We start from the raw sequence: 15,962 nt of genomic DNA, 5'->3' as shown, positions 1-15,962 counted from the left end.
TTCGTCGATCAGGCGGGCCGGTCAGGGCGGCGACGCCGGCTGGTCGGCAGAGGGCGACAGGCCGGGTGGCGCACGGGCGCGGGCTCGCCGAGTTCGGCGGCGATCCAGGCGCACACGGCGTCGATCAGACCGGGGGGCCAGCTGGGCGGCGGGGTCGGTCAGCTCCCTTGTCGTTGTCCACGAGGCCGGAGGATACGCCGACGGGAGGCACGCCGGTGATCACCGGGCCGGACACGGCGACGGGCGCCGCCCCCGGTAGGTGCGGCGCCCGTCGTTTGTTCTGGCGGGGTCAGCTCTTGTCGAGCCGGCCCTCGGTGTCCTCCTGGTAGCTGGCGCCACCGTCGGACTCGCTGGTCAGCGGCTTGGCGCCGCCCTCCGGCGGGCCGGCCAGGGAGTGGCCGGCGGCCAGCTCGGGGAACTTGTGGTCGAACGCCGGCCGCTCGGAGCGGATCCGCGGCATCCGGTCGAAGTTCCGCAGCGGCGGCGGCGAGCTGGTGGCCCACTCGAGCGAGTTGCCGTGGCCCCACGGGTCGTCGACCTCGACCACCGGACCGGTCTTGTACGACTTCCAGCAGTTCCAGATGAACGGCAGGGTCGAGATGCCGGTGATGAACGCGCCGACGGTGGAGAGCGTGTTCAGGAACGTGAAGCCGTCACCGGGCAGGTAGTCGGCGTACCGGCGGGGCATGCCCTCGGCGCCGAGCCAGTGCTGCACCAGGAAGGTGGTGTGGAAGCCGATCATGGTCAGCCAGAAGTGAATCTTGCCGAGCCGCTCGTCGAGCATCCGGCCGAACATCTTCGGGAACCAGAAGTAGATGCCGCCGAACACGGCGAACACGATGGTGCCGAAGAGCACGTAGTGGAAGTGCGCCACCACGAAGTACGAGTCGTGCAGGTGGAAGTCGAGCGGCGGGCTGGCCAGCAGCACACCGGTGAGGCCACCGAAGAGGAAGGTCACCAGGAAGCCGATGGCGAACAGCATCGGCGTCTCGAAGGTGATCTGGCCCCGCCACATGGTGCCGATCCAGTTGAAGAACTTCATGCCGGTCGGCACGGCGATCAGGTAGCTGAGGAAGCTGAAGAACGGCAGCAGCACCTGGCCGGTCGCGAACATGTGGTGTGCCCACACGCTCATCGACAGGGCGGCGATGGCGATGGTCGCGGCGACCAGGCCCTTGTAACCGAAGATCGGCTTCCGGGAGAAGACCGGGATGATCTCGGTGATGATGCCGAAGAACGGCAGCGCGATGATGTAGACCTCGGGGTGCCCGAAGAACCAGAACAGGTGCTGCCAGAGCATCGGGCCGCCGGTGGCGGGGTCGTACACGTGGGCGCCGATCAGGCGGTCCGCGGCGAGCGCGAAGAGCGCGGCGGCCAGCAGCGGGAAGACCAGGATCGCCAGCAGGCTGGTGACCAGCATGTTCCAGGTGAAGATCGGCATCCGGAACATGGTCATGCCGGGGGCGCGCAGGGTCAGGATCGTGGTGATCAGGTTGACCGCGCCGAGGATGGTGCCCAGACCGGAGATGGCCAGGCCGACCACCCACATGTTCGCGCCGACGCCCGGCGAGTGCTCGGCGGTGCTCAGCGGCGTGTAGGCCGTCCAGCCGAAGTCGGCCGCGCCGCCCGGGGCGATGAAGCCCGCGGTGGCCATGGTGCCGCCGAACAGGTACAGCCAGTAGGCGAAGGCGTTCAGGCGGGGGAACGACACGTCGGGCGCGCCGATCTGCAGCGGCACCACGTAGTTCGCGAAGGCGAACACGATCGGCGTCGCGAAGAACAGCAGCATGATCGTGCCGTGCATGGTGAAGAGCTGGTTGTACTGCTCGGGCGACAGGAACTGCAGCCCCGGTCGCGCCAGCTCGGCGCGCATGATCAGGGCCATCAGGCCACCGATCATGAAGAACGCGAACGCGGTGACCATGTACATGATCCCGATCTGCTTCGCGTCCGTGGTGCGCAGCAGCCGCGCGAGGGCCGACCCCTTGACCGGCTCGCGGACCGGCCAGGGCCGGGTCACGACCGGCTTGGGTGCGACGGTGGTCACGAGTGGCCTCCGGTTCTGGGTTGTCCCGCTCGGCGCGCTGTTCATCTGCGCGGCCGTCATCCGCAAGGAGGATAGTCCCCGGTAGCGGGCCCCGCCGCGTGGGGTGGGCGGCTACGATCTTCGGCCCTCAGAGCGGGCCGGTGAGGAGCCGGTAGTGCTCCTGGAAGATCCGCCCGCCGCGTCCGCGCAGCAGCGGGTCGCGCAGCGCCGGCGGCACGTCGCGGGTGCGGTTGCGGTCCCGGGTCCGGTCGCGCACCCAGCGGGTACGCGGGCGGCGGCGACTCTCGTACGCGATCAGGGCGGCGTCGACGCTGCCGGCCGCCTTCAGCGACTCGGCGAGCACCACGGCGTCCTCCAGTGCCATGGCGGCCCCCTGGGAGAGCGTCGGCGCGGTGGCGTGAGCCGCGTCACCGACGAGCAGCACCCGGCCGTGGAACCAGCGCCCCAGCTCGACCTCCGTGGTGAGCTCGGCGTCCACCGTCTCCAGCGCGGCGAGCACCTCGGGCACCGGGCCGCCGTAGGCGTCGAACAGCTCGTGCATCCGGGCGAGCGGGTCGGCCGGCAGGCTGGTGCCGGCCTCGTCGGCGTAGCAGTGCAGCCGGCCGGCGCCGAGCGGCACCACCAGGAAGCCGGCGCGCTGGCCGAGCAGGGCGGTCCAGTCGGCGACCCGGGGGCCGCCGCGCACCACGCTGCGGTAGACCACCTGGCCGGCGGGGCGGGGCGGGCCGCCGAGCGCGGCCAGGGTGCGCACCGCCGAGCGCGGCCCGTCGGCGCCGATGACCAGGTCGTACTCGCCGCTGGTGCCGTCGGTGAAGCGCACCGCGACGCCGCCGGGCAGCGGTTCGACGGTGCTGACCTCGGCGCCGTGCCGGACGGCGCCGCCGGCGCCGGTGAGCAGCACCCGGTGCAGCTCGGCGCGGGGCAGGGCGCGGCACTCCCCCACCCCGGCCCAGAGCGCGTCGAGGTCGACCTCGCAGAGCGGCGCGCCGGTGGCGTCCAGGAAGCGCTGGCGGTGGATGACCTCGCCCAGGGGGCGTACGGGGCCGTCCAGGTCGAGCCGGCGCAGCGCCCGGGCCGCGTTGCCCGGGAGGTAGAGGCCGATGTCGGCGCGCTCGGTCGGGGGCAGCTTCTCGGTCACGTCGGGGCGGAATCCCGCGAGGCGCAGCGCACGGGCCACGGCGAGACCGGCGATGCCCGCGCCGACGACGAGGATGCGCAGGGGGGAACCACCCATCGTGGGGTACGCCTCCGGAGGGGTTCGGAACGCGTTGGAGGCAAGACATTACTCGCCGCAACCAAGCGGCGGAAGTGCCCCGTCGGCCCTGGCGTGGACGCCCGGTCAGCGACCGGGAGCCCTCCCACCGGCGGGAATCCCGCCCCGACCGGAGGACCCGGTCGCTGGCCGCGCGGCAGGCAGCCACGGCACGTTCACACAGCGTGGCCAGTGCGATCGATCGGTCGGAACGGTTGCGCCGGAGTTTCAGACATGTAAATGTGTTTGCCTAAGCGTGGGAGCGCTCCCGGCACTGCCCATCGACACGAATCGGAGCATCATGAAGCGTCCACTGAGGGCCCTCGCCGCGGCCGGCCTGCTGGCCGCCGGCTCGATCGTCGCCGTCGCGCTCGGCGGCACCGCCTCCGCCGACACCCAGATCTGCGAGCAGTACGGGTCCACCACCATCGGCGGAAAGTACGTCGTGCAGAACAACCGCTGGGGCACCAGCGCGCAGCAGTGCATCAACGTGACCTCCACCGGCTTCTCCATCACCCGCCAGGACGGCGTGGGATCGACCAGCGGCGCGCCGGTCTCGTACCCGTCGGTCTTCGTGGGTTGCCACTACACGAACTGCTCGCCCGGCACCAACCTGCCCGTGCAGGTGAAGAGCATCAGCAGCGCGCCGGCCAGCATCAGCTACAACTACGTCAGCGGCGCGATCTACGACGCCGCGTACGACATCTGGCTCGACCCGTCGCCCAAGCGGGACGGGGTGAACCAGATGGAGATCATGATCTGGCTCAACCGGCAGGGCCCGATCCAGCCCATCGGCTCCGTGGTCGGCAACGCCAGCATCGCCGGCCGGACCTGGGAGGTCTGGCGGGGCAGCAACGGCTCGAACAACGTCATCTCGTACGTTGCGCCGTCGCCGATCGCGAGCATGAGCTTCGACGCCATGGCGTTCATCAACGACACCCGCAGCCGGGGCGCGATCACCGCCGACTGGTACCTGACCAGCATCCAGGCCGGCTTCGAGCCGTGGCAGGGCGGCGTCGGCCTGGCGGTCAACTCGTTCTCCCAGAGCGTCAACACCGGCGGCACCACGCCGACCACCCCGCCGGCCACCACGCCGCCGCCGAGCACCCCGCCGCCGGGCAACGCGGCCTGCTCGGTGAAGTACGCCACCAACGTCTGGAACAACGGCTTCACCGCCGACGTGACGATCACCAACACCGGCTCCAGCGCCGTCAACGGCTGGACCCTGAACTACAACCTGCCCTCGGGGCAGAACATCACCGGCTCGTGGAACGCCACCGTGACGCAGAGCGGGTCCGCCGTGACCGCGCGGAACCTGAGCTACAACGGCACGCTGGCACCGGGAGCCTCGACCAGCTTCGGCTACCAGGCGACGCTGAGCGGCGGATTCTCCACGCCCAGCAGCTTCACCCTCAACGGCGCCACCTGCACCAGGGTGTGACACCACCTGATCCCGGGGCGCGGTCCGCACGGGCCGCGCCCCACCTCAGTGGCCGAGTGCGTCGATGTCGCGCATCTCCTCGGCGGTGAGCGAGAAGCGGAACACGTCGGCGTTGGCCCGGATCCGCTCCGGGGTGACCGACTTCGGGATGACCACGATCTCGTGGTCGATGTGCCAGCGCAGCACCACCTGGGCCGGCGAGACGTCGTGCGCCTGGGCGATCCGGACCAGTACCGGATCGGAAAGATCACTGGTCTTGAACGGGCTGTAGCCCTCCAGCACCACCCCGCGGTCCCGGTGTGCGGCGTGCACCTGCCGGTCGTACAGGGACGGGCTCCAGCGGATCTGGTTGACCGCCGGGGTCTCCTCGGTCGCCTGGATGAGCTCGTCGATCTGGCTGATGCTGTAGTTGCTCACCCCGACGGTCCGGGCCAGGTTCTCGTCCCGGGCGGCGAGCATCTCCCGCCAGACGGGGATGCTGTCGGCGGGCGAGGACGGCGGCCAGTGGATCAGCCACAGGTCGACGTGGTCGATGTCGAGCGCGGCCAGGCTCGCCTCGATGGTCTCCCGTTCCCGGCCCACCCGGTCGGGCGGCAGCTTCGTGGTGATGAAGAGGTCCTCGCGGCGCAGCCCGCTCTCCGTGATCGCCCGGCCGACCTCCTTCTCGTTGCCGTACATCGTGGCCGTGTCGATGTGCCGGTAACCGGCGTCGAGGGCGGCGAGCACGGCGTCGTACCCGGCGTTGCCGGTGGCCTGCCAGGTGCCGAAGCCGAGCAGCGGCATCCGGACGTCGCCGGTCAGCGGGACGGTGGGCTGGTCGAGGTCCATACCGACGCTTCTACCCGTGATCGCCGCCGCCATGCCGGCGACCCGCCGAGCGGCGGCCGAACGGTGCAGAAGAGGCAGGAACCGGGCGAGCGGGCCGGACCTGCCGGAGAATGCGGGGGTGGCTGACCGGCTGGAGGAGTACCGGCGGAAACGGGACGCGGCGCGTACCCCGGAGCCGGTGCCGGTGCAGACCCCGGAGCGGAAGCGGGCCGCGCGGCGCAAGCCCCGGTTCGTCATCCAGCAGCACCACGCCCGGAGCCTGCACTGGGACCTGCGGCTGGAGCACGACGGCGTGCTGGCCTCCTGGGCGGTGCCGCGCGGGCTGCCCCGTGACCCGGGCCGCAACCACCTGGCCGTGCACACCGAGGACCACCCGATGGAGTACCTCACCTTCCACGGCGAGATCCCGGCCGGCGAGTACGGCGGCGGGCGGATGACCGTCCACGACACCGGCACCTACCGCCTGGAGAAGTGGCGCGACGACGAGGTGATCGTGGTCCTGGACGGCCGGCGGACGAGCGGGCGCTACGTCCTCTTCGCCACCGGTGGCCGGGGCCGGGACTGGATGGTCCGCCGCACCGACCCGGCGCCGGAGGGCTGGACGCCGATGCCGGATCTGGTCCGGCCCATGCACACCACCCCCGGCAAGGGGCTGCCGAAGGACGAGGCCGCCTGGGGGTACGAGCTGCGCTGGGACGGGGTGCGGGCGATGGCGTACGTCTCCGGCGGCCGCCTGCGGCTGCTCGACGCCGCGGACGAGGACGTCGGCGGGGCGTACCCGTGGCTGCGGGCGATGGCCGAGGAACTGGCGCCGGTCGAGGCGGTGCTCGACGGCGTGCTGGTGCGGATCGACCCGGGCGGGCGGGTGAAGCCGCCGACGAAGCGCGACGGCCAGTTCCTCGCCGTCGACCTGCTCTGGCTGGAGGGCGTGACCAGCCTCGACGTGCCGTACGCGCAGCGCCGGGAACTGCTCGACGGTCTGGCGCTGACCGGCCCGCACTGGCAGACTCCGCCGTGGTTCCCGGGGGTCGGCGCGGACGCCCTGCGGACCGCCCGCGAACAGGGGCTCCCGGGGGTGGTGGCCAAGCGCCTCGACTCCCCCTACGAGCCGGGTCGGCGCAGCCGGCACTGGCTGAGCCTCGACCCGAGCTGAGGAGCCTTGTGCACCTGACGCACCTGGAGTGCCCGCGCTGCGGCGAGCGGCATCCGGCCGACGAGTTGCGGAACCTGTGCGGGTGCGGTTCCCCGCTGCTGGCCCGCTACGACCTGGCGGCGGTGGCCGCGGCGGTCACCCCCGAGCAGTTCGGGCTCCGCCCGGCCGACCTGTGGCGCTACCGGGAGTTGCTGCCGGTGGCCGATCCCCGCTTCGTCACCACGCTGGGCGAGGGCTGGACGCCGCTGCTGCGCGCGCCGGCGTACGGGCAGGAGATCGGGATCCCGGACCTGATCGTGAAGGACGAGGGGTTGACCCCGACCGGGTCGTTCAAGGCCCGGGGTGCGGCGGTCGGGGTGAGCCGGGCCCGTGAGCTGGGCGTCGAGCGGATCGCCATGCCGACCAACGGCAACGCCGGGTCGGCCTGGGCGACGTACGCGGCCCGGGCGGGGATGGGCGCGACGATCGCCATGCCGCTCGACGCGCCGACCATCTGCCGCCGGGAGTGCGTCGCCGCCGGGGCGGACCTGCGGCTGGTGGACGGCCTGATCAGCGACGCCGGACGGTGGGTGGCCAAGCTGGTCGCCGAGTCGGGCGGGCGGATCTTCGACGCCGGCACGCTGCGCGAGCCGTATCGCCTCGAAGGCAAGAAGACCATGGGGTACGAGATCGTCGAGCAGCTCGGCTGGCAGGTGCCCGATGTGATCATCTATCCGACCGGGGGCGGGGTCGGGCTCATCGGCATCCACAAGGCGCTGCACGAGCTGCGCGAGCTGGGCTGGGTGGAGGACCGGCTGCCCCGCCTGGTCGCCGTGCAGTCCACCGGCTGCGCGCCGATCGTCCGGGCGTTCGCGGCCGGCGAGCCGCGGGCCACCCCGTGGGAGGACGCGCACACGGTGGCCTTCGGCATCACCGTGCCCGCCCCGCTCGGCGACGAGCTGATCCTGACCGCGCTACGCGAGAGCAGCGGCACCGCGATCGCCGTGGACGACGCGGAGATCCTCGCCGACCTGCGCGACTTCGCCGCCCGGGAGGGGCTGCTGCTCTGCCCCGAGGGGGCGGCCTGCCTGACCGCCGCCCGCCAGCTGCGGGGCGGCGGCTGGATCCGCTCCGGCGAGCGGGTGGTGGTGTTGAACACCGGCGCGGGCATCAAGTACCCGGAGACGGTGGACGTCTCGGGCCTGCCGACGGTCTGACGCGGGCCCCCGGGACCAGGGCCCGCGCCGGACCGCTCTACCGGTAGGTGATGTCCGAGGCGGAGTAGAGGCAGTTCACCCCGTCGGCGCCCTCGCCGATCTCCTTCGGTTCGCTGCCCTTCGGCACGCCCTGGTACTTGACGCAGATCCGGGTGGACCGGTTCGGGTCGTTGAGGATGGTGATCCGGCTGAACCGGGCCGTGTCACCCCAGTTGGTGTTGATGCCGGCCAGCACCTTGGTGCCGGTGGCGGTGACGTTGTCCATCACCACGTGGCGCTGGTAGGAGGTGGAGCAGTTGCCGCAGGCCCGGTAGAGCTTGCCGGAGCTCTCCACCCGGAAGTTGCGGATCTGGACGGTGCCTCCGCCGTTGTGCTGGAACACCTTGTCGCTGGCCGACCGGGCACCGCCGCCGTCGACCGTGTACGTGGTGCCGCCGCGGAAGGTGGCGGCGTCCTCGCCGACGTCCTCCCACCAGACGTTGAGCAGCGTGCAGTTGCCCTCGCAGTGCACACCGTCGCCGGCCGGCGCACCGATGATCACATTGCGCAGGGTGGCCCCCGCGGCCAGTTCGAACATCGGGTCCTGGCTCTCCGACTGCCCGCCGTCGCCGATGCCGTAGTAGCGCCTCATGCCGCCGTCGAAGGTGCCGGAGACTCCGATGGTGGCGTCCACCTTGATGCTGGCGGTGGGCGTCGGCCACGAGGCCGGCGGCGGTGTGGTGCCGGTGGGGGTCGGGGTGGGCGAGCCGGGCGGGGTGCTGGTCGGCGGCGTGGTCGGGGTGCTGACCGACGAGTCCACGGCCACGTCGTCGAAGCTGCCGGCGGCGTACGCGGTGACCAGGCCGATCCGGCCGGCGCCCACGAGGCTGTTGCTCCCGCCACCGACCTGGGTGCCGTTGACGTAGCCACGGATGGTGCTGCCGCTGGCCTCGATCTTCAGCGTGTACCAGGTGCCGGTGGCCGCGCCGACGGCCGCCGAGCCGAGCGAGGTGATCTGGCTGCCGTTGACCGCCTGGAGTTCGGCCCGGCCGGAGCCGAGCAGGGCCAGCCGGTACATCTTGGTGCTGCTGCTGGCCCGGGCCGCGATCCCGACCAGGGCGGCGGAGGAGCCGAACCCGGTCGGCCGCACCCGGGCCTGCAGCTGGTAGTCGGTCCAGGCGGTCTGGCCGGCGAACTGGCGGGCCAGCTCGCTGGACGTGCTGGACTGGGTGAGCGCGCCGTCGGCGACCGCCCAGGTCCCGCCGGACTTGGACCAGCCGGCGGCGTCGCCGTCGGAGAAGACGGTGGCGGCGAAGGCCGACGTCATCGTCCCGGCGGCGAGTGCCGCCACGGTGACTCCGGCGCCCGCCGCGAGCAGCAGCGGGCGTCGGAGTCTGGCACGTGAGGTCTGCACGGTGGTCCTCCTTGAGGCACGTGGTGGTGAACCGCCACGGCTGGAGGGCCGACGCCTGGCCACGGTCGCGACGGTCGGTGCGCCCCGCCGGAGGCCCGGTCTCCGGTAGCGGGGTGGCGAGGGAGCGGAGCCCAGGAAAGGGCTTTCCCGCGCCACCAGGCTAGGCCCGTGCAGAGATCGACGTCAATGCTTGGAACGTGCAGGAATGTTGCAGGTCAAGAGGTGGGCGGCTCGTCCTCGCCGGCCTCCTCGGCCGCGTCGGCCTCCTCCTTGGTCCGGTGCACCGCCCCGTCGGCGTGCTCCGGCGGGCCGTACACCGTGTACAGCACGAGCGGGTTGGGGCCCGTGTTGACGAAGTTGTGCTTCGTGCCGGCCGGTACGACCACCAGGTCGCCCGCCACGACCTCCTTCTTCTCCCCGGCCACCCGCGCCTCGCCCGTGCCGCTCACGAAGGTCAGGATCTGGTCGATGTCCTCGTGGACCTCCTCGCCGATCTCCCCGCCCGGCGGGATCGTCATGATCACCAGCTGGGTGTGCTGCCCGGTCCACAGCACGCGGCGGAAGTCGGGGCTCTTCTCGGCGACGGTCGCGATCGTGAAATGCTCCATGGCCCGCTCATACCCGGTCCCCGCGCCGCTCACGCCGGGACTCGCAAATGGTGGAATTCCCCACCCGAGCGGGGTTTGGATCCCCTCTGGACGGGCATCTGCGCTCACAAGACCGGTGCACGTCGGGCCGGTCGAGCCAGGTCCCCGCTTTCGTACCGCCGTACGGCTGCGGTGGCGGGAGACGGCCAGAGCGCGGCGACGTTACGACCCAGGTCGGACGGCGCCGTGCGCTCGTGTGCGCGCCCGTTCTGCCCACCGGCACCCGGCCAGCACCAGCGCCGCCGCGAGGAACCCCAGCAGGTCGGCCCAGATCCCGCCGGCGGTCGTCCGGACCTGGTATTCCTCCACGCTGTAGAAGACCAGACCCGGGCCCGGTGCGCCGCCCGCCGGCCAGGCCGGCGGGGTCACGCCGAGCGCGGCCACCGCCGCGAGACCCAGGCCCAGGGTGACGGACACCGACCCCGACCGGACCAGGGCCACCAGAGCCAAGGTCACGAGCACGAGGTACGGCGGCAGCACGTCGGCCGCGTCGGGCGGCAGCACGTACGGGGGCAGGAGGGCGACGGAGTCACGGAACACGGCGAGCAGCCCGGCCAGCCCGGCCAGCGCGACGGCGACCGCGGTGCGACGCCGATCCGGCGCCCGCCTCGGCAGGGCGGACACGGCCACCGCGAGCCCGACCCCGGCGACGCCCCACAGGAGTCGGTCCCCGGTCCACCCTGGCTCGACCGGCGGCTCCCCAACCCAGAGGAACTGCCGCTCGCCGCTACCTGGACGGAGCGCCACGGCGACGGCGAGACCGGCCACCGCCAGCCCGTACCGGGCGCGCCGGGGCAGGTCGGGTGCGGCCAGGGCGGCTCCGGCCAGGGCGCACCAGGCGAGGGCCTGCGCGGCCGGGAGCAGCGGCTGGGCGAACCAGCGCCCGACCAGATGGGCGAGGGCCAACAGGATCGCGGCCGCGACGAACAGGCGGTGGGGACGCACCGCGCGATGCTGCCACAGGGACCCGACCCGCGGGGGGGGACGCTCCTATGCCGGGTCAAGTGGTTGGGGTGGGGTTTCCAGGCGTCGGTAGAGCTCTCGGGCGACGTAGCGCTTGAGGCAGCGTTTGATCTCTCGGTCGGTTTTGCCTTGGGTGCGGCGGCGGTCGGCGTAGGCGCGGGTGCGTTCGTCGCGTTGTAGGCGGGTCAGGACGATGGTGTGCAGGGCGCGGTTGAGCTGGCGATCTCCTGAGCGGTTGAGCCGGTAGCGGATGGTTTTGCCGGATGAGGCGGGGATGGGGGCGGCGCCGGCGAGCATGGCGAATGCGGCGTCGTTGCGGCAGCGGCCTGGGTGGGACCAGGCGGTGAGGACGGTGGCGGCGACGATCGGTCCGACGCCGGTGAGGTGGAGCAGGTCCGGTCGCCAGGAGCGGACGATCGCGCGGATGGCCTTTTCGTGTTCGGTGGCTTCGGCCTCGAGGAAGCGGACGCGGCGGGCGAGGTCTCGCAACACCGTCAGGCAGGTGAACACCTCAACGTCCGCGCTGGTGCTGGGGCGCAGTCGGGTGGCGGTGGTGAGCATGATCCGGGTGCTCTGGCCGCGGAACCGGGCCCGGACCACCTCCGGGGCGGTGATCACCATGGCGTGCAGCTGCCGCTGGGCGTCCGCGCCAGCTTCCACGGCTGCCCGTCGGGCGGTCAGGCGCATCTGCAACGCGGCCCGCTCAGAGCCGGTCTTGGGCTGCGCCAGCCGGGTGCGGGCCAAGGCGTCGCGGGCGGCGCGTTCGGCGTCGATCGGATCAGACTTCGCTCCGGCGCGGCGGGTCGGGCGCAGCGGCCGGTCCAGCTCGACGACCAGCTCAGCAGCGTCAGCCAAATAGCGGGCCAGTCCGGCGCCGTAGCCGCCGGAGCCCTCCAACGCCCAAGCCCGCAGCCCTGAGTGCCGCTCAGCCAGGGCCACCAACTCGGCATAGCCGTCCGGGTCGGTGCTCACCACCACCCTGGCCAGGACCCCACCGGTGCGGGTGTCGAGCACGGCGGCGGTGTGGGTGTCTTTGTGCGTGTCGACGCCGATGACGACCTCGACCAGATCTGCCAGCATGGACATGCGTTCTCTCCTCACCGTGGGGACGCACGGGTCCGGTCCGGTGCGGAGATGGCAGGACTGTGATGAGACACGCCAGCCGCTAACTGGCGGTCAAGCTCCTGATCAGGCCAAACGCTTCCCGCCGGGCCGGTCACCGGCAGCAGCAGACGGACAAGTCCCCTAGAAGGCACGAAGCCAGTCAGGCGAAGGGTCACGCCTGCCACTGCCGGCTATCAGCTCACCACTGCTGAACCGACCCCGCCATGCTCACAGTCAGGCGAGCACGGCCAGGTGGAACGGGCGGTCGGTGTGGCCGCTCGCGGCGTACGTCTCGACGAAGACCGCGTTGGGGATGCCGGTTCGCGGCGCCACCGTGATTGCCCCCTGCGGGGCCAGCCCGCCGGCCGCGGGGCCCACGGTGCCGATGTAGGCGGCGCCCGCGACGTCCTGGTCGAAGTCGACCTGGTACATCCCGGTGGCCAACCGGGTGGCCGACGTGGCGCCGAGCCCGCGGACCAGGGTTCCGTTCGCGTCGACCACGGCGAACAGCACGCGGGCGGTGACCGGCAGGCCGGCCGGCGTGCAGGAGTTGATTTCGCTGTCGGCGCGGGCGACCTCCGCCACGTCGGGGGCGGGCTGGCCGGCCGAGCCCCGCCTCGATCTGGAGCTGGACATGGGGGTCCTTCCTGCCGCCGGTGCGGGCGGCGGCATGCTCCCGAAGCTATTCCGGCCCACCGTCCATCAACCAGCGACAGCACTGTCCGATCAAGGACAGTCGACCCTTCTGAGCTGGGCAAACGTCAGTCGTGCGGGGTGGCGACCGGCTCGGAGCCACGGCAGCGCAGGCGCAGTTCGTGCTCCCCCTCGGGGCCGACGAAGCGGACCTCGACGTGGTCGTCCGGCCCCCGGTCGACCTCCTTCACCCGGTAGCCCTGTGCCGGGGACCAGGACACCAGGCGCACCCCGGTCGGCCCGCACTCGGCGAGCGCCGTCCCTCCGGCGGTGCGGAAGGTGCGCTCGGATCCGCTCGCTGCCGGCGGGCTGCTCGCCGCCGTGGCCGTCGGCGTCGCGCCCGCCGTGGGGACCGCGCCCGGCGTCGTGGTCACCGGCGCGGGCGAGGCGAGCGCGCGGGCCACCTCCCGCTGGTCGCGTACGCCTCCGGGGGTGCCGGTGATGCCCGTGCCGACGAGCTGAACCGCGGCCAGCCCGACGAGGGTGGCGGCGGCGGTGGTGGCCAGCCACCCGGCGGCGGCGAGGATCGGACGACGGCCCATGCCCCGAGTCTCCCCGACCCAGGGTTGGGCCGGGCTCCGGGGAACGCTAAGGCTGGGTTAACGAGGGCGGGGCCGGGCGGCGGGAGGGGCTAGCCTGCCATCCGTGGCCCGGCTGCTGCTCATCGAGGACGACCTGACCATCCGCGCCCCGCTGCTCCGGGCCCTGCGGGAGCGCGGGCACGCGGTCGCCGCGGCCTCGACCGCGCTGGACGGGCTGCGCGACGCGCTGGACGACCGGCCCGACCTCGTCGTGCTCGACCTGGGACTGCCCGACCTGGACGGCGGCGAGCTGCTGCGGATGCTGCGCGCGGTCAGCTCGGTGCCGGTCATCGTGGCGACCGCCCGCGACGACGAGGCCGAGATCGTCCGGATGCTCGACGCGGGCGCCGACGACTACCTGGTGAAGCCCTTCACGGCGGCCCAGCTCGACGCCCGGGCGCGGGCGGTGCTGCGCCGCTCGATGGCCGACCCGGCGACGGACCCGGTGCTCGTGGTCGCTGGACTGCGGATCGACCCGCGGGCCCGCCAGGTCACGCTGGACGGGGCGACGGTCGAGCTGACACCCCGCGAGTTCGACCTGCTGCACCACCTCGCCGGCCGGCCCGGACAGGTGGTCACCAAGCGCGAGCTGCTCACCGAGGTCTGGCGGATTCCGTACGGCGGGGCCGACAAGACCGTCGACGTGCACCTGTCCTGGCTGCGCCGCAAGCTCGGCGAGAGCGCCCAGGAACCCCGCTACCTGCACACCGTCCGAGGCGTCGGGGTGCGGCTGGACGCACCGGGGAGCAGCCGGTGAGGGGCCGACTGGCGCTGCTGGTCGCCGCCGTCGGGGTGCTCGTCATGGTCGCGTTCCTGGTGCCGCTGGCCGTGCTGGTGCGCACCGTCGCCGCGGACCGGGCGACGGTCCGGGCCGCCGCCGACGCGCAGAGCCTGGTGGCGGTGGTCGGCACGGCCGACCCGGACACTGTCCGGCTGACCGTCGACCACCTCGCCGCCGACTCGGGCCGCGAGGTGAGCGTGTTCCTGCCGGACGGCACCGTGCTCGGCGTGCGGGTGCCGCGTACCCCGGCGGTGGCCCTCGCCGCGCGGGGGCAGAGCCTGACCGTCGAGTCCGCCGCCGGGCGGGAGGTGGTCATCGCGGTCCAGGGCCGACCGGACGGCACCGCGGTGATCCGCACCGTCGTGCCCCGCGCGGAGCTGACCGCCGGGGTGACGCGGGCCTGGCTCGTGCTGGCGCTGCTCGGCCTGCTCCTGGTGCTGGTGGGGCTGGCCGTCGCCGACCGGCTGGCCCGCACCTTGGTCCGGCCGATCGCCGACCTCGGCGCGGTCTCCCACCGGCTCGCCAACGCCGAACTGGACGCCCGGGTCGACCCGGCCGGCCCGGCCGAGCTGCGCGAGGTCGCGGGCGCGCTGAACCACCTGGCCGAGCGCATCCAGGTGCTGCTGCGCGAGGAGCGCGAGCAGGTGGCCGACCTCTCGCACCGGCTGCGGACCCCGCTGACCGTGCTGCGGCTGGAGGCCGAGTCGCTGCGCGACCCGGACGACGCGGCCCGCCTGACCACCGCCGTGGACGGCCTGGAACGGGCGGTGACCGGCGTGATCCGGCAGGCCCGCTGGCGCAGCACGGCGGCCGAGGGCGGCGGTTGCGACGCCGCCGCGGTGGTCGCCGAGCGGGTCGCGTTCTGGTCGGTGCTCGCCGAGGACACCGGGCGGAGCGTGACGCTCGACCTGGCGCCCGGGCCGCTGCCGGTACGGGTGGCCGGCGACGAGTTAGCGGCCGCCGTGGACGCGCTGCTGGGCAACGTGTTCGCGCACACGCCGGACGGCACGCCGTTCACCGTCCGGCTCGGCCAGGACGCCGGGCAGGTGGCGCTGACCGTGGCGGACGCCGGCCCGGGCCTTCCGGCCGGATCGGCCCGGCGGGGCGCCAGCCGGGCCGGGTCGACCGGCCTGGGCCTGGACATCGCCGACCGGGCCGCCCGGACCAGCGGCGGCCGGCTGGAGCTGGGCGGCGGACCCGACGGCGGGGCGGTGGTGACGCTCCGGCTCGGGCCGGCGCGGCTTAACCGGGCCTTAGACCTCGGGTAGCGCGCCGCTAGCCGTCCCGGACCGATCCTCGGGACACAACGAGGAGAGGTGGAGACGATGCGACGAACTTCCCTGGTCCTGGCGGCGGTCGGCGGGGCCGCGGTGCTGGCCGTCACCGGCGCGGCGATCGGCGTGACCACTGCCGGCGGGTCGGGTCCGGCCACCGCGCCGGCCGCCCTGACCGCCGACGTCACCGACCCCGCCGGCGGCAGCGCCGACGACAACCCGGGAACCGCCGACGACAACCCCGGCACCGCCGACGACAACCCGGGAGCGGACGATTCCGCGACCGCCGGCACGGCCCCGACGCGTGGCGCCCCGACCACGGCCCCGCGTGGTGCGGTGGACCGGCAGGAGGCGGGCAGGGTCGCGCTGGCCCTGCTGGGCGGGGGCCGGATCGTCGAGATCGAGGCGGAGACCGAGCACGCGAGTCCGGTGTGGAGTGTGAAGGTCGCCCGCGCCGGGAGCACCTATGAGATCAAGGTCCACCGCGGTGACGGCACGGTGGTCGAGGTCGAGCGGCGGACGGCCGGCGGAAGCCGGACGCACGACCGCAACGACGACCACGGCGGGGACCGGTCCGGCGACGACGACTGAGCGCCGGTCCGCGGGCCT

15 protein-coding genes are annotated in these 15,962 nt (G+C 73.1%); 6 read left to right on the top strand and 9 right to left on the bottom strand.

The annotated features are described in order from the left end of the window. Nucleotides 1-289: 289 nt before the first annotated feature. Nucleotides 290-2,047, bottom strand: coding sequence for an aa3-type cytochrome oxidase subunit I (ctaD, locus tag ACQP12_RS06025; RefSeq protein WP_433285709.1), 1,758 nt, complete (start codon nucleotides 2,045-2,047; stop codon nucleotides 290-292). Between the two features lie 127 nt (nucleotides 2,048-2,174). Then, nucleotides 2,175-3,281, bottom strand: coding sequence for an FAD-dependent monooxygenase (locus ACQP12_RS06020; RefSeq protein WP_433285707.1), 1,107 nt, complete (start codon nucleotides 3,279-3,281; stop codon nucleotides 2,175-2,177). A 319-nt stretch (nucleotides 3,282-3,600) separates the two neighbouring features. Between ACQP12_RS06020 and ACQP12_RS06015 the strand changes: the two genes are divergently transcribed. Next, entirely contained in the window at nucleotides 3,601-4,740 is a 1,140-nt protein-coding gene (locus ACQP12_RS06015; RefSeq protein WP_433285704.1) for a GH12 family glycosyl hydrolase domain-containing protein, read from the top strand. A 45-nt stretch (nucleotides 4,741-4,785) separates the two neighbouring features. Here the strand turns inward: ACQP12_RS06015 and ACQP12_RS06010 are convergent, their stop codons facing one another. Further along, nucleotides 4,786-5,568 carry an aldo/keto reductase gene (locus ACQP12_RS06010; protein WP_357937799.1) on the bottom strand — a complete coding sequence of 261 codons (783 nt, stop codon included), beginning with the start codon at nucleotides 5,566-5,568 and terminating at the stop codon, nucleotides 4,786-4,788. 118 nt (nucleotides 5,569-5,686) lie between these two features. Between ACQP12_RS06010 and ACQP12_RS06005 the strand changes: the two genes are divergently transcribed. Both ACQP12_RS06005 and ACQP12_RS06000 read left to right on the top strand, forming a co-directional pair. Beyond that, nucleotides 5,687-6,721, top strand: coding sequence for a DNA polymerase ligase N-terminal domain-containing protein (locus tag ACQP12_RS06005; protein ID WP_433285701.1), 1,035 nt, complete (start codon nucleotides 5,687-5,689; stop codon nucleotides 6,719-6,721). A gap of 8 nt (nucleotides 6,722-6,729) precedes the next feature. Continuing rightward, entirely contained in the window at nucleotides 6,730-7,917 is a 1,188-nt protein-coding gene (locus ACQP12_RS06000; protein ID WP_433285699.1) for a threonine synthase, read from the top strand. Between the two features lie 37 nt (nucleotides 7,918-7,954). Here the strand turns inward: ACQP12_RS06000 and ACQP12_RS05995 are convergent, their stop codons facing one another. From ACQP12_RS05995 to ACQP12_RS05970, 6 genes are all read right to left on the bottom strand, one after another. Continuing rightward, nucleotides 7,955-9,310 (bottom strand): pectate lyase, encoded by a 1,356-nt coding sequence (locus ACQP12_RS05995; protein ID WP_433285697.1) that lies wholly within the window; start codon nucleotides 9,308-9,310, stop codon nucleotides 7,955-7,957. 215 nt (nucleotides 9,311-9,525) lie between these two features. Further along, nucleotides 9,526-9,918 carry a cupin domain-containing protein gene (locus tag ACQP12_RS05990; RefSeq protein ID WP_154230262.1) on the bottom strand — a complete coding sequence of 131 codons (393 nt, stop codon included), beginning with the start codon at nucleotides 9,916-9,918 and terminating at the stop codon, nucleotides 9,526-9,528. 201 nt (nucleotides 9,919-10,119) lie between these two features. Beyond that, a complete protein-coding gene (locus ACQP12_RS05985) occupies nucleotides 10,120-10,902 on the bottom strand; it encodes a hypothetical protein (RefSeq protein ID WP_433285695.1) in 783 nt (260 codons plus the stop codon). A 45-nt stretch (nucleotides 10,903-10,947) separates the two neighbouring features. Beyond that, nucleotides 10,948-12,006, bottom strand: coding sequence for an IS110 family transposase (locus ACQP12_RS05980; protein ID WP_433285693.1), 1,059 nt, complete (start codon nucleotides 12,004-12,006; stop codon nucleotides 10,948-10,950). Between the two features lie 252 nt (nucleotides 12,007-12,258). Continuing rightward, a complete protein-coding gene (locus tag ACQP12_RS05975) occupies nucleotides 12,259-12,660 on the bottom strand; it encodes a hypothetical protein (RefSeq protein ID WP_433285691.1) in 402 nt (133 codons plus the stop codon). A 125-nt stretch (nucleotides 12,661-12,785) separates the two neighbouring features. Next, nucleotides 12,786-13,259 carry a septum formation initiator gene (locus ACQP12_RS05970; RefSeq protein ID WP_433285689.1) on the bottom strand — a complete coding sequence of 158 codons (474 nt, stop codon included), beginning with the start codon at nucleotides 13,257-13,259 and terminating at the stop codon, nucleotides 12,786-12,788. Between the two features lie 103 nt (nucleotides 13,260-13,362). Here ACQP12_RS05970 and ACQP12_RS05965 point away from each other — a divergent pair, with 103 nt between their 5' ends. Genes ACQP12_RS05965 through ACQP12_RS05955 form a run of 3 tightly spaced genes read left to right on the top strand, consistent with a single transcriptional unit; the run spans nucleotide 13,363 to nucleotide 15,944 of the window. Further along, on the top strand, nucleotides 13,363-14,055 hold the full coding sequence (locus ACQP12_RS05965; protein WP_433285687.1) for a response regulator transcription factor: 693 nt from the start codon (nucleotides 13,363-13,365) through the stop codon (nucleotides 14,053-14,055). Further along, complete coding sequence (locus tag ACQP12_RS05960) at nucleotides 14,052-15,347, top strand: HAMP domain-containing sensor histidine kinase (protein ID WP_433285685.1); 1,296 nt, start codon at nucleotides 14,052-14,054, stop codon at nucleotides 15,345-15,347. The genes ACQP12_RS05965 and ACQP12_RS05960 overlap by 4 nt, the downstream gene beginning before the upstream one ends. A 57-nt stretch (nucleotides 15,348-15,404) precedes the next feature. Beyond that, nucleotides 15,405-15,944 (top strand): PepSY domain-containing protein, encoded by a 540-nt coding sequence (locus ACQP12_RS05955; RefSeq protein ID WP_433285683.1) that lies wholly within the window; start codon nucleotides 15,405-15,407, stop codon nucleotides 15,942-15,944. Nucleotides 15,945-15,962 lie beyond the last annotated feature (18 nt).

The organism is Micromonospora sp. CA-244673, from assembly GCF_050948395.1.
Classification (GTDB): Bacteria; Actinomycetota; Actinomycetes; order Mycobacteriales; family Micromonosporaceae; genus Micromonospora.
This window is presented reverse-complemented; position numbering and strand designations above follow the sequence as displayed.

Coding starts and splice junctions, on each gene's coding strand:
- ACQP12_RS06015 (WP_433285704.1), top strand. CDS start 3,601: ATGAAGCGTCCACTGAGGGCCCTCGCCGCGGCCGGCCTGCTGGCCGCC.
- ACQP12_RS05990 (WP_154230262.1), bottom strand. CDS start 9,918: ATGGAGCATTTCACGATCGCGACCGTCGCCGAGAAGAGCCCCGACTTC.
- ACQP12_RS06020 (WP_433285707.1), bottom strand. CDS start 3,281: ATGGGTGGTTCCCCCCTGCGCATCCTCGTCGTCGGCGCGGGCATCGCC.
- ACQP12_RS06010 (WP_357937799.1), bottom strand. CDS start 5,568: ATGGACCTCGACCAGCCCACCGTCCCGCTGACCGGCGACGTCCGGATG.
- ACQP12_RS05980 (WP_433285693.1), bottom strand. CDS start 12,006: ATGTCCATGCTGGCAGATCTGGTCGAGGTCGTCATCGGCGTCGACACG.
- ACQP12_RS05975 (WP_433285691.1), bottom strand. CDS start 12,660: ATGTCCAGCTCCAGATCGAGGCGGGGCTCGGCCGGCCAGCCCGCCCCC.
- ACQP12_RS05955 (WP_433285683.1), top strand. CDS start 15,405: ATGCGACGAACTTCCCTGGTCCTGGCGGCGGTCGGCGGGGCCGCGGTG.
- ACQP12_RS05970 (WP_433285689.1), bottom strand. CDS start 13,259: ATGGGCCGTCGTCCGATCCTCGCCGCCGCCGGGTGGCTGGCCACCACC.